The following is a 16182-nucleotide window of genomic DNA, read 5'->3' on the forward strand; positions in this document are numbered from 1 at the left end:
CATGGGGAAAGTCGTAACATTGGGAGAAATCATGTTGCGTTTGTCAACGCCTGTCGGAATACGCGTAGCACAAACAGAAAATTTCGCTGTACATTACGGCGGTGGTGAAGCGAATGTAGCGATTTCGTTAGCGAACTATGGCCACCAAGTGACTTTTGCTAGTAAAGTGCCCGATAATTCATTAGGAGAAGCCGCCAAAAAGCATTTAAGTCGTTATGGGGTTTCAACGGAATTTGTACGAACTGGCGGAACACGTCTAGGAACGTATTACTTGGAAACTGGTACAGGAGAACGAGCAGCCAGTGTTGTCTATGATCGCGCCTATTCAAGCTTTGCTCAAATCGAAGAAATGGAATGGGACTTACATGAGCTGTTTTCAGGAGTAGAGATCTTTCATATTTCAGGGATTACAGCGGCGTTATCAAAAAATTGGCAAAGTATGACGGTTGCGTTAGTTAAAGCAGCGAAGCAAGCAGGGTGCCAAGTAAGTTTTGACATTAATTATCGAGGGAAACTTTGGTCCCAGAAAGAAGCGAGCGTGGCATTGAAGGCCATTCTTCCATTTGTTGATATTTGTTCAGCTGGGGTATTAGATGCTCGTTATTTACTGGAGATTCCAGAACCAGAGGAAGAACTTGAAGACGCATTAACGTGGTACTACCGAAAAATGCAAGAACGTTATCCCAACATTCAAGTATTTTATTCAACCAAACGTCAAGTTCATTCAGCGACAGATAATGAATTAATCGGAACGCTATGGTACAAAGGTGCGTATTATACGTCCAAATGTCATCGATTACAACCGATTGTTGACCGTGTCGGTGCCGGTGATGCGTTTGCTGGTGGGGTTTTACATGGCATATTAGCTGCCTATGATCCACAAACCTGCATTGATTTTGCGACAGCGGCTAGTGCGTTAAAACATACTGTCCATGGTGATTGTAATCAATTTAGTCAAAAAGAAGTCCTTGCTTTTTTGGCAACGGGCTCAGGAAAAATAAATAGATAGGAGATTTTAGTTATGCAAAATATGGAAACACGTTATACACATAGTCCGGCGGATATCCGTCACTATTCAACAGAACAATTGAGAGATGAATTTTTAGTAGAGAAAGTTTTTATTCCAGGTGCAATCAGCTTAACCTACACACATAATGATCGGATGATTTTTGGTGGTGTGACACCGACCACAGAAGAATTAGAAATTATTTTGGACAAAGAATTAGGGGTTGACTATTTCTTAGAACGCCGTGAACTAGGGGTTATTAATATTGGGGGACCAGGCTTTATTGAAATTGATGGCGCCAAAGAAACAATGAAAAAACAAGATGGCTATTATATTGGGAAAGAAACAAAACATGTTCGTTTTTCTTCAGAAAACCCTGATAATCCAGCGAAATTTTACATTAGTTGTGTCCCAGCACATCATAAATATCCCAACGTAAAAATTAGTATTGATGAAATTACCCCAATGGAAACGGGTGATCCATTAACATTGAACCAACGTAAAATTTACCAATACATTCATCCAAACGTTTGTGAAAGTTGCCAGTTACAAATGGGCTACACCATTTTAGAACCAGGTAGCGCTTGGAATACAATGCCTTGTCATACACATGAACGTCGTATGGAAGCGTATGTTTATTTTGATATGGAAGAAGATACGCGGATTTTCCACATGATGGGTAAACCAGACGAAACGAAACATTTAGTAATGAGTAATGAACAAGCAGCTATTTCACCAAGCTGGTCAATTCATTCTGGGGTTGGTACAAGTAATTATTCCTTTATTTGGGCCATGTGCGGAGAAAATATTACGTACACAGACATGGATATGGTTGCAATGGATCAATTAAAATAAACCAAAGAAAGAGGAGAAAACATGGAATTTAAAATGAATGATTTTCAATTAGATGGAAAAGTAGCGTTAATTACAGGTGCTGTTTATGGGATTGGCTTTGAGATTGCGAAATCCCTAGCTGAAGCAGGAGCAACAATTGTTTTTAATAACTTATCTCCTGAATCAGTTGAACAAGGCTTGGAAAATTATCGGGCCGCAGGGATTGAAGCACGTGGTTATGTGTGTGATGTCACTGATGAAGAGCAAGTTCAAGCGATGGTTGCTCAGATTAAAGAAGAAGTCGGCTCTATTGATATTTTAGTCAATAATGCGGGAATTATTAAACGAATTCCAATGGTGGAGATGTCAGCAGAAGAGTTCCGTCAAGTGATTGATGTTGACTTGAATGCGCCATTTATTATGGCAAAAGCGGTTATTCCAGATATGATTGAAAAGGGTCATGGCAAAATTATCAATATCTGTTCAATGATGAGTGAACTAGGTCGTGAAACAGTTAGTGCGTACGCGGCAGCAAAAGGCGGACTAAAAATGTTAACGAAAAATATTGCTTCTGAATATGGACAATATAATATTCAATGTAATGGGATTGGACCTGGCTACATTGAAACGCCACAGACGGCGCCATTAAGAGAACCAGGGCATCCATTTAACGAATTCATCTTGGGACGAACACCTGCTAATCGTTGGGGCACACCAGCAGACTTAGCTGGCCCAGCAGTTTTCTTAGCATCTAACGCTTCTGACTTTGTTAACGGACATATCTTATATGTCGATGGTGGAATTTTAGCTTATATTGGAAAACAACCATAAATAAGTAACAAAAAGCGGACATACCTAAAAAGGATGTCCGTTTTTTGTTATTTACTCATTGATTGAATTGGTAAAAACCGTATCTAATTTTTAAAAAAGTCAATTTTTGACAGTAATTCGTCAAGATTAACTATATAATTTGCTAACATTCCTTGCTAAACTAAAATTACAAAAAAATGAAAGCGTTTCATTTGCGCTAGTGGGATGGAAAAGGAGTTTTGATTGCCGATGATTATTAAACAGGAACAATTCATACCAAAAGATACAGTAGAAACAACGATTGACTTATTAATTAGAAATTTAACAACGATTAAAGATAACACAGGTGAATTTCTGTTAGATTTTGATGGTTTAAAAGTTGATGACAAAAGTTGGACGATTTGGAACTGGCCGCAAGGCGTTGGGTTGTATGGTATATATAAGAATTATCGAAATACTAAAAGTGAAAAAGCTTTACAAGTAGTTAACGACTGGTTTGAAGGTCGGATGCAAGAAGGCGCGCCGCCTAAGAATGTGAATACGATGGCTCCGCTTTTAACAATGGCTTATCTATATGAAGACACTAAAGACTCTAAATATATACCTTACTTAGAGCAATGGGCGGAATGGGTGATGGAAGAAATGCCCCGAACGAATGAAGGGGGCTTGCAACATGCGACATATGGACCAGAAAATAAAAATCAATTATGGGATGATACGTTAATGATGACTGTCTTACCTTTGGCAAAAATTGGTAAGTTGTTGAATCGACTCGATTATTTGGAAGAAGCAAAGCATCAATTTTTAATCCATATTAAATATTTACAAGATAAAAAAAGTGGTCTATGGTATCACGGTTGGACTTTTGAGGGAAATCATAACTATGCGGAAGCACTGTGGGCAAGAGGAAACTGCTGGATTACGATTGCTATTCCAGAAATTATTGAAATCTTAGAGTTGCCAAAAGGTGATAGTTTACGGGAATTTTTATTAAGTACCCTCAATGCGCAAGTGGCAGCTTTAGCGAAATACCAAGATGAATCTGGTTTATGGCATACATTAATTAATGATTCAAATTCGTATTTAGAATCTTCTGCGACAGCGGGATTCGCTTATGGGATTTTAAAAGCGGTTCATAAAAAATATATTTCTTCTGAATATGAAGAAGTGGCAAACAAAGCAATTGCTGGCTTACTAAATGAGATTGATGAAACGGGAGAAGTACAACATGTGTCAGTTGGTACAGGAATGGGTGATAATTTAGATTTTTATCGCACAATTGGAATGACAGCGATGCCTTATGGTCAATCATTAACAATCCTATGTTTGACTGAATTGCTTGTTTCTTATTGCTAGAAAAGTAAGGAGAAAAGTTCATGAAAAAAAGAAAGGTTTTATTTACAGCAGTTATGGTATTGGCAGGATTACAGTTGCTAAGTGGTTGCGGCAAAACAGAAGCTTCGGCAAATGATACGGTAGTCTTGCGCTATGCGTATGCTAGTAATAGCCAACCAGTTATCGATTCTATGAAGAAATTCGGGGAATTGGTAGAGGAAAAAACAGATGGTAAAGTTCAAATTGAATACTTTCCAGATGGTCAGTTAGGGGGAGAAACAGAACTAATTGAATTAACACAAACAGGAGCAATTGATTTTGCAAAGGTCAGTGGATCAGCATTAGAAAGTTTTTCTAAAGATTATTCTGTATTTGCCATTCCGTATATTTTTGATAATGAAAAACATTTTTTTAAAGTAATGGATAATCAAGCGCTAATGCAACCAGTGTATGATTCTACAAAAAAATTAGGATTTGTTGGTTTAACTTATTATGACTCTGGTCAACGAAGTTTTTATATGAGCAAAGGGCCTGTTACATCTCCAGATGATTTGAAAGGTAAAAAAATTCGGGTCATGCAAAGTGAAACCGCCATCAAAATGGTAGAACTTTTAGGGGGTTCGCCAGTACCTATGGGTAGTTCGGAAGTATATACTTCTCTACAATCTAATCTAATCAACGGTGCAGAGAATAATGAGTTCGTTTTATATACAGCTGGTCATGGTGGTGTGGCTAAGTATTATTCTTATGATGAGCATACTCGAGTGCCAGATATTGTGATTATGAACGAGGGGACAAAAGAACGTTTGACAGCGAAACAAGAACAAGCGATTGAAGAAGCAGCAAAAGAATCGACCGCTTTTGAAAAAACGGTCTTTAAAGAAGCGGTTGAAGAAGAAAAGAAAAAAGCACAAGCAGAATATGGTGTTGTGTTCAATCAAGTAGACAGTGAACCATTCCAAAAACTTGTTCAACCGTTGCATGAATCATTCAAAAATAGCTCAGAACATGGCGAACTGTATCAGGCTATTCGCCAGTTGGCGGACTAATTAAGGAGGTAATTATGAAAGGTTTTAGAAAATTTTTAAATCGACTTTTAGAAATACTTGGATCAATCATTCTTGCTGCAATGGTTTTGGTCGTTTTGTACCAAGTGTTTGCCCGGACAGTGTTAAAAAATCCTAGTACCTTAACAGAAGAATTTGTTCGCTTTGCATTGGTCTGGCTGGCGATGTTAGCTTCTGCTTATGTGGTTGGAAAAAAGGGACATTTAGCAGTAACTTTGTTAAGTGAAAAATTACAAGGGAAACAAAAACGCTTTTTAGAATTTATTGTTCAATTGTTGTTCCTACTTTTTGCAGGAGTGATTATGATATTTGGCGGTTGGAATGGTGTAGTAATTACGTTAGGACAAATTTCACCATCTTTGGCAATTCCTATGGGTTATGTCTATTTAGCCGTTCCAGTAGCAGGTGTTTTGATGTTTATTTATAGTTTGATGAATTTGCTAGAGTTATTCACGCAATCAAAAGATTCTTAATGCGTTTATAGAAGAAAAAGAATAGGAGTAAAAATATGGCTTTAGAAGCAGGCATTATCTTATTTGTAGTTTTTGCAGTCTTATTGGTAGTTGGTATGCCAATTGGTATGAGCATTGCGGCATCTTCAATTGCAACATTGTTATTAGTAATTCCTTTTGAAGCAGCTGCATTTACCTCAGCTCAAAAAATGGTCTCTAGTTTAAATAGTTTCTCTCTCGTAGCAATTCCGTTTTTTATTTTTTCTGGTGTGATTATGAATAATGGGGGAATTGCCCAAAAGTTGGTAAATTTTTCTATGTTATTTGTTGGTCGTGTTCCCGGCGCGCTAGCACATACTAATGTGTTAGGGAATGCATTATTTGGTTCGATTTCTAGCTCTGCAATTGCAGCATCTACTGCTATTGGTGGCGTACTAATTCCGCAACAAGTAAATGAGGGCTATGATCGGAAATTTGCAACGGCTGTAAATATTGCCTCTGCTCCTACAGGAATGGTTATTCCACCAAGTACAGCGTTTATTATGTATTCATTGGTGGCTGGTGGGGCCTCTATTTCTTCTTTATTTTTAGGAGGTTATTTGGTAGGTTCTTTGTGGGCGTTAGGAATTATGGTGGTAGCTTATGTTATTGCAAAACGTCATAATTATCCTACTGTGGCAAAAGCAAAAAAAGGAGAAGTCAGCAAGGTTCTGCGAGAAGCGGTTCCCAGTGTATTGTTAATTGTCATTATTATTGGTGGTATTTTGACGGGGTTATTTACAGCGATTGAAGCATCAGCAATTGCTGTTGCATACTCATTATTGATTTCAATGTTTTACTACAAAACAGTGAAAATAAACGATTTACCTAAAATGTTAAAAGAGGCTGTCTTGATGAGTGGAACCATTATGTTCTTGTTGGCAACTTCTTCAATGATGTCTTTTGCGATGGCTTTTACAGGGATACCAGAAGCAATCAGTACAGCTATTTTAGGAATCACAGACAATAAATACTTAATTCTACTATTAGTAAACGTTGTCCTATTGTTTGTGGGAATGTTTATGGATGTTGGTCCAGCTATTTTGATTTTTACGCCAATCTTTTTACCAATTGTTATGAATGTTGGGGTGGATCCAGTTCATTTTGGTTTATTTGCGATTATGAACTTGTGTGTTGGTTCAATTACACCACCTGTTGGAACAGGATTATATGTTGGTGCTAGTGTTGGGGGTGTTAAAGCTGAGCAAATGCTGAAACCACTAGTTCCATTTTATCTGGTAATCTTAGCAATTTTACTTTTAATCACATATGTACCTGAACTTGTCATGTGGTTACCAAATCTAATTTCTTAATTCAATACAAATTGTCTAACAACCCCAATTGAGCGAAATATAAGTTGTTCAATCAACTAGATTTGGTAATTTACTATAAAATATTGAGTTTAGGAGGCATAGAAATAAAAAATCTCTCTATGACATTATGTGTCATAGAGAGATTTTTTAGAAGCCACTTTTACGGTATTGACTAGGAGTTAATCCAGTTCGCTTTTTAAATAATCGACTAAAGTAGGCATAGTTTTCTAAACCAACATCTACAGCAATTTCTTTCACTGTTTGATTAGAATAGCGTAGTAAATCTTTTGAATAAGAAATTTTTTTACTAATTTGATATTTAATTGGCGGTAATCCAATGTATTTGGAGAACTCTTTGTTCAATTGATATTTATTTAAATGAAAGAGTTGAGCCAAGTCTTCTAAAGAAATTGTTTCTTTGAAATGTTGATCAATGTAAGCTTTCATTTCCAAAACCAATGATGGAATCGTTTCGTAGGTAAAGTCTTGACGATACTTTTGCAACAATAATTCGTTCAGTAATTGATGAATTAAGACGGAAGATTGGTAATCAGTTTGCGCATGTTGTAAATCTTGTAATTGTAATAATTGCTGAATGATTAAATGAATAGGATTATCTTCTGGAAGCTGATTAGTGGAGAAAACTGGTGAACCATTTTTCATAAATTCTTGGAAAAAAGCACCAGAATTTCCTCCTTCAAAATGAATCCAGTCCATTTCCCAAGGATCTTCGCTGGTTGCTTGATAGTATTGATAATCCCGACAGTCAATAAAGAATAAATCACCTCTCTGTAAGCTGTATGTATGATAACGATAGCGTAATTCCCCAGTACCATTTAGCGTGAATTTAATTAAGTATGATGGTAAATGTGCCCGCTCCGTATAATAAGGGCGCGAGGCTTTAAACTGTCCAATTTCCTGTATGTAATAAAAAAGTGTGCGACTTTTGCTGCTAGGTGTCAAAATATGTCGCTTAGAATCGTCTGACCAAGAGTAGTCGGCTTTTTCCCAATAATCCATAAGAACCTCCTAATTACCAAGATAGTACAATTATATCTCAAAATTGTGAGAGGTGAAAGCGCTATTTTTTGTTTATGATGAATACATAAAGTTAGTCTAACGTACAAAAAATAAAAATAGTGAAAGGATTGACAACTATCAACAAAGTGAAAAAAGAACAAGTTGAAAAACGAACCTATTTAGCGGTTGATATTGGCGCTTCTAGCGGTCGCATAATGAAAAGTCAACGCTTAGCGAATGGTCAGATAACAATAGAAGAAATTCATCGTTTTAAAAATGGTTTTCATCAAAAAGATGGGTATCAGCGTTGGGATATGGCTAGTTTAGTTCATGAGTTACTGCTTGGTCTGCAAAAAGTTAAACAATTAGGTATCAAGGAATGCTTTATTGGAATTGATACTTGGGGTGTTGACTATTGTCTGCTGGATCAATCTGGACAACTTTTGGACGAACCGATTGCTTATCGAGATGGACGGACAGAAGCAGCTGTAAAAAATTTTTCAAAAGGCTATTCATTAGAAAAATTGTACCAACAAACGGGGATTCAAGTTCAACCTTTTAATACCATTTTTCAGTTATTTGTAGAGGAAAAGGAACGTTTGGCTGCAGCCAGTCAATTGTTGTTAATCCCTGATTACTTAGGTTATGTCTTTACTGGAAAAGCAGTCATCGAAGCAACCAACGCCTCCACCACGCAACTGTTGAATGCTGGAACGAAACAATGGGAAAGTGAATTACTGGATTTCCTAGGAATTGATGAAACACTATTTCCAACATTAGTAGAGCCGGGCACGATTTTAGGCGACCTGCAAACAGCGGCTTTTCCAGACTATGATTTACCAAATGCAACGTTGATTACGATAGCTAGTCATGATACAGCTTCAGCAATTTTAGGTACGCCAGGCATTGGCGATGACTGGGCGTACATTAGCAGTGGTACTTGGTCTTTATTAGGCATTGAAACGACTGTTACAACAATTTCTGCTGAAGCTTTCCAAGAAAATTACACGAATGAATGGGGCGCCCAGAACACAATTCGTTTCTTAAAAAATATTATGGGTATGTGGCTAATTCAAGAAGTGGCACGGCACCAAAACTACCAATATAGCTATGCTGAATTGGCCGCCTTAGCTGAAAAAGAACCAGCATTTCAACAATTTATTGATGTAAATGATCCTCGTTTTTTAAATCCGGGAAATATGATTACTGAATTACAAGCCTATTGCCGTGAAACACAACAAACAGTTCCTGAAAGCCCTGGTGAACTCGCTCGTTGTATTTATGATAATTTAGCATTGTGTTACAGCGTAGAACTAGAAAAATTAGCTCAATTAACAGGAATCGAACAGAAAATTACAACTTTACATGTTGTCGGTGGTGGTTCCAATAATCGTTTATTGAACCAGCTAACTGCGGATGTTGCTAATGTTACAGTGAAAGCGGGACCTGGGGAAGCAACTGCTTTAGGTAATCTTTTGATGCAGATGATTGCAACAGGTGAACTTAAAGATATTCCAGCAGCTCGTACTTGTATCCAAACATCTTTTCCCACGGAAATCTATCAAGCAAATCCAATTGATTCAACAATAAAAAATCGCTATCAAGCATTTATGAAAAGGAGCTCATTATGACAACCATTACACAAAAATATGAAGAAGCGAAAGAAAAATATGCCAGCATTGACGTAGATACCGAAGCTGTATTGGAAAAAATGGCTGATGTCAAAATTTCAATGCATGTGTGGCAAGGAGATGATGTGAGAGGCTTCTTAAGTGAGGATGAACTTTCTGGTGGTATTTCAGTTACAGGGAATTATCCAGGCGTTGCTCGAAGTCCCCAGCAACTACGTCAAGATTTAGAAAAAGCGTTTTCTTTAATTCCAGGAAAACACAAATTGAATTTGCATGCTATTTATTTAGACACAGAGGAAAGGGTGGATTTAAACGAACTGGAACCAAAGCATTTTGAACCATGGGTGACTTGGGCAAAAGAAAATGGCTTAGGATTGGACTTTAATCCAACCTTTTTCTCGCATCCAATGTACCGCGATGGCTTTACTTTAGCTCATCCGAATCCGCAAGTTCGAGACTTTTGGATTGAGCATGGGAAACGTTCACGAAGAATTGCTGAATATTTTGGAAGAGAATTAGGACAAGTAGCTGTCAATAACTTTTGGGTGCCAGATGGCTTTAAAGATAACCCAGTTGATCGTTTAACGCCGAGAAAGCGGCTAATGGCTTCGCTAGATGAAATTTTTTCAGAGGAAATTGATCCAGCTTATACAGTCGATGCAGTGGAAAGTAAGCTCTTTGGGATTGGTTCAGAAGCCTATACAGTTGGGTCTCATGAATTTTATATGGGCTACGGTTTAACGCGGAATAAATTAATTTGTTTAGATGCCGGTCATTTTCATCCAACAGAAGTGATTTCTAATAAGTTATCTTCATTATCCTTATTTGGCGAAGGAATGCTATTACATGTCAGTCGTCCAGTTCGCTGGGATAGTGACCACGTTGTCATTATGGATGATGAATTGCAAGAAATTGCCAAGGAGTTAGTTCGCAATGATTTATTAGGAAAAACACACGTGGGCTTAGATTTCTTTGATGCCACAATCAATCGTGTTGCCGCTTGGGTGATTGGCACCCGCAATACACAAAAAGCGTTAATGAAAGCGATGCTTGAGCCAACAAACGTTTTAAAAGAAGCTGAATTGATGGGAGATTTTACCACACGTTTAGCCTTAACGGAAGAGTTAAAAGACTTTCCATTTGCCGATATCTGGAACTACTACTGTCAAGAAAATCACGTACCTATCGGCTTAGATTGGTTAACGGATGTTCAAGAATACGAAAAAGTGATTTTACCAACTCGTCAATTGCCAACAGGTAAAGATAGTTGTCGTTTTTCATAAAATTAACAAACGAGAGGAACTTCTAAAATGAAAAAAATGAACGTGTTACAAGCACCATTTGTGGAAGAAATGGTCAAAACGACCAAAAATTTATATCGTTTAGGTTGGGATGAACGAAATGGCGGAAATATTTCGTATTTATTAAAAGAGGAGGAGATTTTACCTTTTCTAAATCCAACACAAGTGCTCCGAAAGATTCCAATGAAATTTGATGCAACGAAATTAGCAGGAAAATATTTTATCGTGACAGGCTCAGGAAAATATTTTAAAAATGTCTGTGATGCACCAAGCGAAAACTTAGGGATTTTACGAGTTAGTGAAAATGGCCAGGAATTAGAACTATTGTGGGGCTTAGAAGATGAAGCTGTGCCAACGAGTGAATTACCTAGCCATTTTATGAGCCATATTGCTCGTTTAGCTGTTGATCCAGAAAATCGCATTGTCATGCATAATCATGCGAGTCATTTATTAGCAATGAGTTTTACTCACGAATTAGATGAAAAAGTCTTTACTAGAACATTATGGCAAATGTGTACCGAATGTTTAGTAGTATTTCCAGACGGTGTTGGTATTATTCCGTGGTTGGTTCCTGGAACGAATGAAATTGGTGTAGCAACGGCTGAAAAAATGAAAGAATCTCGTTTAGTTTTATGGCCGCAACATGGTATTTATGGTACTGGCCGTGATATGGATGAAGTATTTGGTTTAATTGAAACTGCCGAAAAAGCCGCTGAAGTGTACACTTATGTTTGTGCGCAAGGAGGCGTTCGCCAAACAATTTCAGATGCAGATTTATGGCGCTTAGCAGAAGCGTTTGGTGTGACACCGAAAGTTGGCTATTTGGAAGAGAAAGTATCAAAACGGAGAAAGCTATGATAAAAAAAGCCTTTTGTATGCAAGTATATCCTGATCAACATGCCGAATATCAACGACGTCATGAGAAGTTATGGCCAGAAATGCGTCAAATGCTGAAAGAACATGGGGCAATTAAGTATCAAATTTTTTTAAATCCTGAAACCAGTACACTTTTTGGTTATTTAGAAATAGAAGATGAAGCTCGCTGGGAGCAAATAGCACTGACACCAATCAATCAAAAATGGTGGAACTATATGGAAGATATTATGGAAACAAATCCGGATTGCTCGCCGGTGACGGCTGAATTAAAAAAAGTTTTTGAACTATAATTTAAAATAGAACAGTTTGTTATAGTGAATCGTATGATTGTACACAAAACAACTTACTTGAGTAGAGTTGATTTCAAGGGATTGTTCTAGAACTTACAAAGAAAGCCTTTGTGGTAACGGCTGTTCCAGAAAGAAATAAATTGTACCAACATTAGCTGTAACTGTTTATTCAAAAAATAGTTAACTTCTAAAAAAAGAGGTGAATCTTGTTGAAGAGTGTAAAAGAAATCCGGAAATCACAAGTAAATAGTATGATTTCAGATCAATATGAGATCTTTCATGTAAAAGATATGGTTAGTCCAGAAAAAACCATCTATCATTACCACGATTTTTATGAAGTCCATTGTACGTTAAAAGGGGTAGCAACGTTCTTTTTAGATGGACATCAATTTGATGTTGAAGCAGGGACCGTTTTACTCATTCATTATCATGATTTACATCGAATTATTAAGCAGAGTACTGATGATTTTGAACGGATGTATATTTTTTTAACACCTGATTTTTTACAACAACGATCTAGTAAACGGACAAACTTGTCTGCTTGTTTTCAACATTTTGGTCAGCGTCGTAGTAAAGTTATCAAAGTGGATGTAGCAAAATTAGCAAACTACTTGACCCCGTTAGATCATTCTCCTTTGCCAGAAGAATATGGTGCGGATGTTCGTTATGAACAACAACTGTTAGACTTTTTAATTTACTTAAATCAATTAGTTCTGAAAGAAGAGAATGAGAGCCAACCAAAACAAATGATTGAAAATGAACGAATTGAAGCAATGATTACCTACATTTCTCAAAATTTGGATCAACCATTAACCTTAGAACAGATGGAAAAAAATTTTTTTGTGACTAAGTATTATGTAACGCGGGAATTTAAGAAACATACAGGATTTACTTTCCATCAATTTGTGCTGAAAAAGAAATTACTTTACGCTAAACAGTTATTAAAAGAATATCGCAGTGCTAGTGATGTTTACCTGAAATGTGGATTTAAATCATATCCACACTTTTTGAAATCCTTTAAAAAAGAGTTTAATATGACACCAAAAGAATTTTTGGTGCAACATAAGAATAATCAGATCATTCATTTTGATCATTACGAAGAATCTATAAAGAAAGTGAGGCTTGAATAAAATGTTGACACTTGCAGTACGTGCCCATGATGTTGGCACCAAAATATCTCCTGTGGAATTGGCTAAAAAAATTGCTGAAACGAACATAACTTCAATTCAATTTGCCTTAGGTATTTCTTATCCAGAATATGCAAGTGCTGCTGTTCTATCTCCAGGACTAGGAAGCCAATTGAAGAATATTTTCGAAGATGAAAAGATTACGATTAGTGTCCTAAGTTGTTATATTAATCTGATTCATCCAGATTTAGAAGAGCGAGAAAAACGACTTCATCAATTTGAAACATACATTCGTTACGCTTCAATGTTTGGGGCAAAAATCGTTGCAACTGAAACAGGCAGTATATATGAAACGATTTATTACACTGAAGATAATTATACAGAAGAAGCCTACGAAGAAGTTTTATTTTCTGTTAGAAGATTATGTCGAGAAGCTGAAAAGTATGGGATAATTGTTGGGATTGAACCAGGAATCAATCATCCAATTCATACAATTGAAAAAATGCAACGATTGATTGACGAGGTTGCTTCAACTAATTTAGGCATTATTTTGGATCCTACCAACTTAATTCGAGTGGATATAGATAAAACGTATTTGGAAATAGTAGAAGAAGCGTTTGAGTGTTTTGGTGAAAAAATCGTTGCTTTTCATTTGAAAGATTTCATTATAAGAAATCAGCAGATATTTCCGGTAGCCATTGGCGAAGGGCAGGTACCTCTTAAAGAAACCATTCAATTTTTGAATAAACATAAGCCCGGACTGTTCACTATTTTTGAGGAAACACCATTTGAAAAAATAGCAAGTGCCTATCAAAAAGTTTCGCAATATCATTCCATTTAGATAAAAATGTGCAACAAAAAACATCTCGATTTTTTGAGATGTTTTTGTTGCTTAATAAGACAAAATATAAAATACACTTGCCTTAAAAACTCACATAAAAGAAAGAAGCAATCGCCACAGCAAATGAAATAATAGCAAACACTAAACTACTCCATAGTCCTAACAGAATAAATGGTGAGGTTCTTTTACCGCCCTCTTTCTTTAAGTAGGAAAATGTCCGTCCAGTAACAATGAATTGCCAGATACTAATCAATAAAAAAATACCGCCAATTAAGTAACGCATGTCCTCGTCCTCCTTCTATTTAGTATACCACTTGATGAAAACGTTATCAAAACGCTGTATAAAAAAGTTGCCTTTCAAAAAAGAGAAAGGCAACTTTTTGACGGTTTAACGGACGTCACCCATTAAGTTTTGGATTGGTTTTTTCACAATGAATAAGAGAATCCCAGCAACGACAGCTACAAGTCCGACAATCCCAAAATATGCTGACTCTGTTCCAGGTGTATAGAAACGAGCAATTTGAGCGTTAATGGCTTGTGAAGCGGCATCTGCTAATAACCAAATAGCAACGGTTTGAGCTTCGAAAGCTTTCGGTGCTAATTTTGTAGTAATCGATAAGCCAACGGGAGATAAACACATTTCTCCGACAATCATAATGAAGAAACTAAAGAATAACCAAAGTGGACTCACCCGTCCTTCGGTACCATAAAGTAGACCTGGCAACATTAATAAGACGAAGGAAAGACCAGCAAAAACTAGCCCTAGTGAAAACTTCACAACTGTTGATGGTTGACGTTTACCTAGTTTTGTCCATAATGTAACAAAAATAGGGGTCAAAATAACTACGAATACAGGATTTAATGATTGGAACCAGCTAGCGGCAATCGGGAAGCCAAACAAACTCGTTTGCGTCCGTTCATTTGCAAATAGAGCAAGAATAGACGAACCTTGTTCTTCCAATGACCAGAAAACAATTGCTGCTAAGAATAATGGCAAGTAAGCCAGAACTTTTGGTTTTTCTTCAGCAGTGACATCTTTAGACGTTAACATTTTGCTGAAATAATAAACAGGTAACAGGATTCCTAACACGCTGATGGTATTAATAAAGAAATCAATTGTTAAATGTCCTGTGACATAGGCGCCACCAAAAATAAGTAAAGCAACGACAATTGCCAACATAAATGCTTTAGCAAATTTCTTTTGCTCTTCTTTAGACATTGGATTAGTTGGGGCCTGACCAATCCCAGCAAGAGATTTACGTCCTTGGAAATAATATTGTAGTAGCCCGAAGAACATCCCTACTGCGGCAACTGAAAAGCCTAAATGATAATTATATTCTTGTCCTAAAGTTCCGACAACAAGGGGAGCGATTAAGGCTCCGATATTAATCCCCATGTAAAAAATGGAGAAGCCTGCATCTCTACGTAAGTCAGTTTTTGAATAAAGATGGCCAACCATCCCTGAAACGTTTGGTTTTAACATCCCAGTCCCAAACACAATTAACATAATAGAAACGAATAAGGCGGGGACACCAAATGGGGTAGCGAGAACAATATGTCCAGCAATGATTAACAAACCACCAATAAAAACAGTTTTCCTTGAACCTAAGACTCGGTCAGAGACCCAACCGCCAATGATACTGGACATGAAAACCATTGATCCATAAATGGACATGATGGCTAAGGCAGTTGCTTTGGGGAGACCTAAACCGCCATTGGCTACGGTATCGTAAATGTAATACATTAGAATAGCACGCATGCCGTAGTAACTGAAACGTTCCCACATTTCTGTGAAGAACAGTGTTGCTAGTCCTTTCGGTTGTCCCAGAAAGGATTTGTCTAATTTCTCAAGTTGTTCTTTGTCACTCATAGATAAAACTCCAATTCTTATAATATTCAGAATATTTGATAATAAAATGACTTAAATGTAGATTCATATATTTTATTACTCATAGATTGGAAAATAGAAAGAGAAAAAACTGATTACGTTTTTAAATAACAAGCGTTCGAGTGATTATTTGTTTTTTATTCGTGAATTACAATAAAAATGAATATTTATTCTGCTTCATTTTCAATACTTTGTTTTCACAGTCGTTTTAACTGTTCTTTTTTTGAATAAGATTAAAATGAATAAATAACAAGCAAAATATAAGATTTTTTTGTTTAACTCTTTTTGTTTCAATAGGAAGTGCTTAGTGTTTTTTCAGAATCGAAAAATGAATACGACAAAAAATTTATCT

The 16182-nt window shown here is 36.6% G+C and carries 16 protein-coding genes; 13 read left to right on the forward strand and 3 right to left on the reverse strand.

Annotated features, from left to right (window positions below):
• Window position 1: 1 nt before the first annotated feature.
• The 7 genes from IGL13_RS01795 (at window position 2) to IGL13_RS01825 (ending at window position 6856) form a co-directional block, all read left to right on the forward strand.
• A complete protein-coding gene (locus IGL13_RS01795) occupies window positions 2-1009 on the forward strand; it encodes a sugar kinase (protein WP_002385349.1) in 1008 nt (335 codons plus the stop codon).
• Window positions 1010-1021: 12 nt separating this feature from the next.
• The gene (kduI, locus tag IGL13_RS01800; protein WP_002355301.1) at window positions 1022-1861 is read left to right on the forward strand and encodes a 5-dehydro-4-deoxy-D-glucuronate isomerase; all 840 of its coding nucleotides are present in this window, start codon (window positions 1022-1024) and stop codon (window positions 1859-1861) included.
• A 21-nt stretch (window positions 1862-1882) separates the two neighbouring features.
• Window positions 1883-2671: a gluconate 5-dehydrogenase gene (locus tag IGL13_RS01805; protein WP_002355302.1), complete on the forward strand. Its 789-nt coding sequence runs from the start codon at window positions 1883-1885 to the stop codon at window positions 2669-2671.
• A gap of 228 nt (window positions 2672-2899) precedes the next feature.
• Window positions 2900-4006 carry a glycoside hydrolase family 88/105 protein gene (locus tag IGL13_RS01810; protein WP_002385348.1) on the forward strand — a complete coding sequence of 369 codons (1107 nt, stop codon included), beginning with the start codon at window positions 2900-2902 and terminating at the stop codon, window positions 4004-4006.
• Window positions 4007-4026: 20 nt separating this feature from the next.
• Window positions 4027-5034 (forward strand): TRAP transporter substrate-binding protein, encoded by a 1008-nt coding sequence (locus IGL13_RS01815; protein ID WP_002358408.1) that lies wholly within the window; start codon window positions 4027-4029, stop codon window positions 5032-5034.
• A 14-nt stretch (window positions 5035-5048) separates the two neighbouring features.
• A complete protein-coding gene (locus IGL13_RS01820; protein ID WP_002355305.1) occupies window positions 5049-5525 on the forward strand; it encodes a TRAP transporter small permease in 477 nt (158 codons plus the stop codon).
• A 35-nt stretch (window positions 5526-5560) separates the two neighbouring features.
• Window positions 5561-6856: a TRAP transporter large permease gene (locus tag IGL13_RS01825; protein WP_002355306.1), complete on the forward strand. Its 1296-nt coding sequence runs from the start codon at window positions 5561-5563 to the stop codon at window positions 6854-6856.
• Window positions 6857-7003: 147 nt separating this feature from the next.
• Here the strand turns inward: IGL13_RS01825 and IGL13_RS01830 are convergent, their stop codons facing one another.
• Window positions 7004-7876 carry a helix-turn-helix domain-containing protein gene (locus IGL13_RS01830; RefSeq protein ID WP_002355307.1) on the reverse strand — a complete coding sequence of 291 codons (873 nt, stop codon included), beginning with the start codon at window positions 7874-7876 and terminating at the stop codon, window positions 7004-7006.
• 119 nt (window positions 7877-7995) lie between these two features.
• On the opposite strand from IGL13_RS01830, the gene rhaB reads away from it, so the two are divergent.
• The 6 genes from rhaB to IGL13_RS01860 all read left to right on the forward strand — a co-directional run bounded on the left by rhaB (window position 7996) and on the right by IGL13_RS01860 (window position 13942).
• On the forward strand, window positions 7996-9507 hold the full coding sequence (rhaB, locus tag IGL13_RS01835) for a rhamnulokinase (protein WP_002377912.1): 1512 nt from the start codon (window positions 7996-7998) through the stop codon (window positions 9505-9507).
• Window positions 9504-10790, forward strand: a complete 1287-nt coding sequence (gene rhaA / locus IGL13_RS01840; protein WP_002377913.1) for an L-rhamnose isomerase — start codon at window positions 9504-9506, stop codon at window positions 10788-10790. The genes rhaB and rhaA overlap by 4 nt, the downstream gene beginning before the upstream one ends.
• Before the next feature lie 27 nt (window positions 10791-10817).
• On the forward strand, window positions 10818-11666 hold the full coding sequence (gene rhaD, locus IGL13_RS01845) for a rhamnulose-1-phosphate aldolase (RefSeq protein WP_002363003.1): 849 nt from the start codon (window positions 10818-10820) through the stop codon (window positions 11664-11666).
• Window positions 11663-11974 (forward strand): L-rhamnose mutarotase, encoded by a 312-nt coding sequence (gene rhaM / locus IGL13_RS01850; RefSeq protein ID WP_002377914.1) that lies wholly within the window; start codon window positions 11663-11665, stop codon window positions 11972-11974. Before rhaD ends, rhaM begins: the two co-directional genes overlap by 4 nt.
• Before the next feature lie 251 nt (window positions 11975-12225).
• On the forward strand, window positions 12226-13104 hold the full coding sequence (locus IGL13_RS01855) for an AraC family transcriptional regulator (protein ID WP_002358417.1): 879 nt from the start codon (window positions 12226-12228) through the stop codon (window positions 13102-13104).
• Between the two features lies 1 nt (window position 13105).
• Window positions 13106-13942, forward strand: a complete 837-nt coding sequence (locus tag IGL13_RS01860; RefSeq protein ID WP_002355313.1) for a sugar phosphate isomerase/epimerase family protein — start codon at window positions 13106-13108, stop codon at window positions 13940-13942.
• An 82-nt stretch (window positions 13943-14024) separates the two neighbouring features.
• Here the strand turns inward: IGL13_RS01860 and IGL13_RS01865 are convergent, their stop codons facing one another.
• Window positions 14025-14225: a hypothetical protein gene (locus IGL13_RS01865; RefSeq protein ID WP_002355314.1), complete on the reverse strand. Its 201-nt coding sequence runs from the start codon at window positions 14223-14225 to the stop codon at window positions 14025-14027.
• A gap of 105 nt (window positions 14226-14330) precedes the next feature.
• Window positions 14331-15812 (reverse strand): peptide MFS transporter, encoded by a 1482-nt coding sequence (locus tag IGL13_RS01870; RefSeq protein ID WP_002355315.1) that lies wholly within the window; start codon window positions 15810-15812, stop codon window positions 14331-14333.
• Between the last annotated feature and the right edge of the window lie 370 nt (window positions 15813-16182).

This window comes from Enterococcus sp. DIV1937 (assembly GCF_050535975.1).
GTDB classification, from domain to species: domain Bacteria; phylum Bacillota; class Bacilli; order Lactobacillales; family Enterococcaceae; genus Enterococcus; species Enterococcus faecalis.

What these genes read in the sequence shown, in the direction of transcription:
- IGL13_RS01795 (WP_002385349.1), top strand. Translation starts at nt 2, where the DNA reads ATGGGGAAAGTCGTAACATTGGGAGAAATCATGTTGCGTTTGTCAACG.
- kduI (WP_002355301.1), top strand. Translation starts at nt 1,022, where the DNA reads ATGCAAAATATGGAAACACGTTATACACATAGTCCGGCGGATATCCGT.
- IGL13_RS01805 (WP_002355302.1), top strand. Translation starts at nt 1,883, where the DNA reads ATGGAATTTAAAATGAATGATTTTCAATTAGATGGAAAAGTAGCGTTA.
- IGL13_RS01810 (WP_002385348.1), top strand. Translation starts at nt 2,900, where the DNA reads ATGATTATTAAACAGGAACAATTCATACCAAAAGATACAGTAGAAACA.
- IGL13_RS01815 (WP_002358408.1), top strand. Translation starts at nt 4,027, where the DNA reads ATGAAAAAAAGAAAGGTTTTATTTACAGCAGTTATGGTATTGGCAGGA.
- IGL13_RS01820 (WP_002355305.1), top strand. Translation starts at nt 5,049, where the DNA reads ATGAAAGGTTTTAGAAAATTTTTAAATCGACTTTTAGAAATACTTGGA.
- IGL13_RS01825 (WP_002355306.1), top strand. Translation starts at nt 5,561, where the DNA reads ATGGCTTTAGAAGCAGGCATTATCTTATTTGTAGTTTTTGCAGTCTTA.
- IGL13_RS01830 (WP_002355307.1), bottom strand. Translation starts at nt 7,876, where the DNA reads ATGGATTATTGGGAAAAAGCCGACTACTCTTGGTCAGACGATTCTAAG.
- rhaA (WP_002377913.1), top strand. Translation starts at nt 9,504, where the DNA reads ATGACAACCATTACACAAAAATATGAAGAAGCGAAAGAAAAATATGCC.
- rhaD (WP_002363003.1), top strand. Translation starts at nt 10,818, where the DNA reads ATGAAAAAAATGAACGTGTTACAAGCACCATTTGTGGAAGAAATGGTC.
- rhaM (WP_002377914.1), top strand. Translation starts at nt 11,663, where the DNA reads ATGATAAAAAAAGCCTTTTGTATGCAAGTATATCCTGATCAACATGCC.
- IGL13_RS01855 (WP_002358417.1), top strand. Translation starts at nt 12,226, where the DNA reads ATGATTTCAGATCAATATGAGATCTTTCATGTAAAAGATATGGTTAGT.
- IGL13_RS01860 (WP_002355313.1), top strand. Translation starts at nt 13,106, where the DNA reads ATGTTGACACTTGCAGTACGTGCCCATGATGTTGGCACCAAAATATCT.
- IGL13_RS01865 (WP_002355314.1), bottom strand. Translation starts at nt 14,225, where the DNA reads ATGCGTTACTTAATTGGCGGTATTTTTTTATTGATTAGTATCTGGCAA.
- IGL13_RS01870 (WP_002355315.1), bottom strand. Translation starts at nt 15,812, where the DNA reads ATGAGTGACAAAGAACAACTTGAGAAATTAGACAAATCCTTTCTGGGA.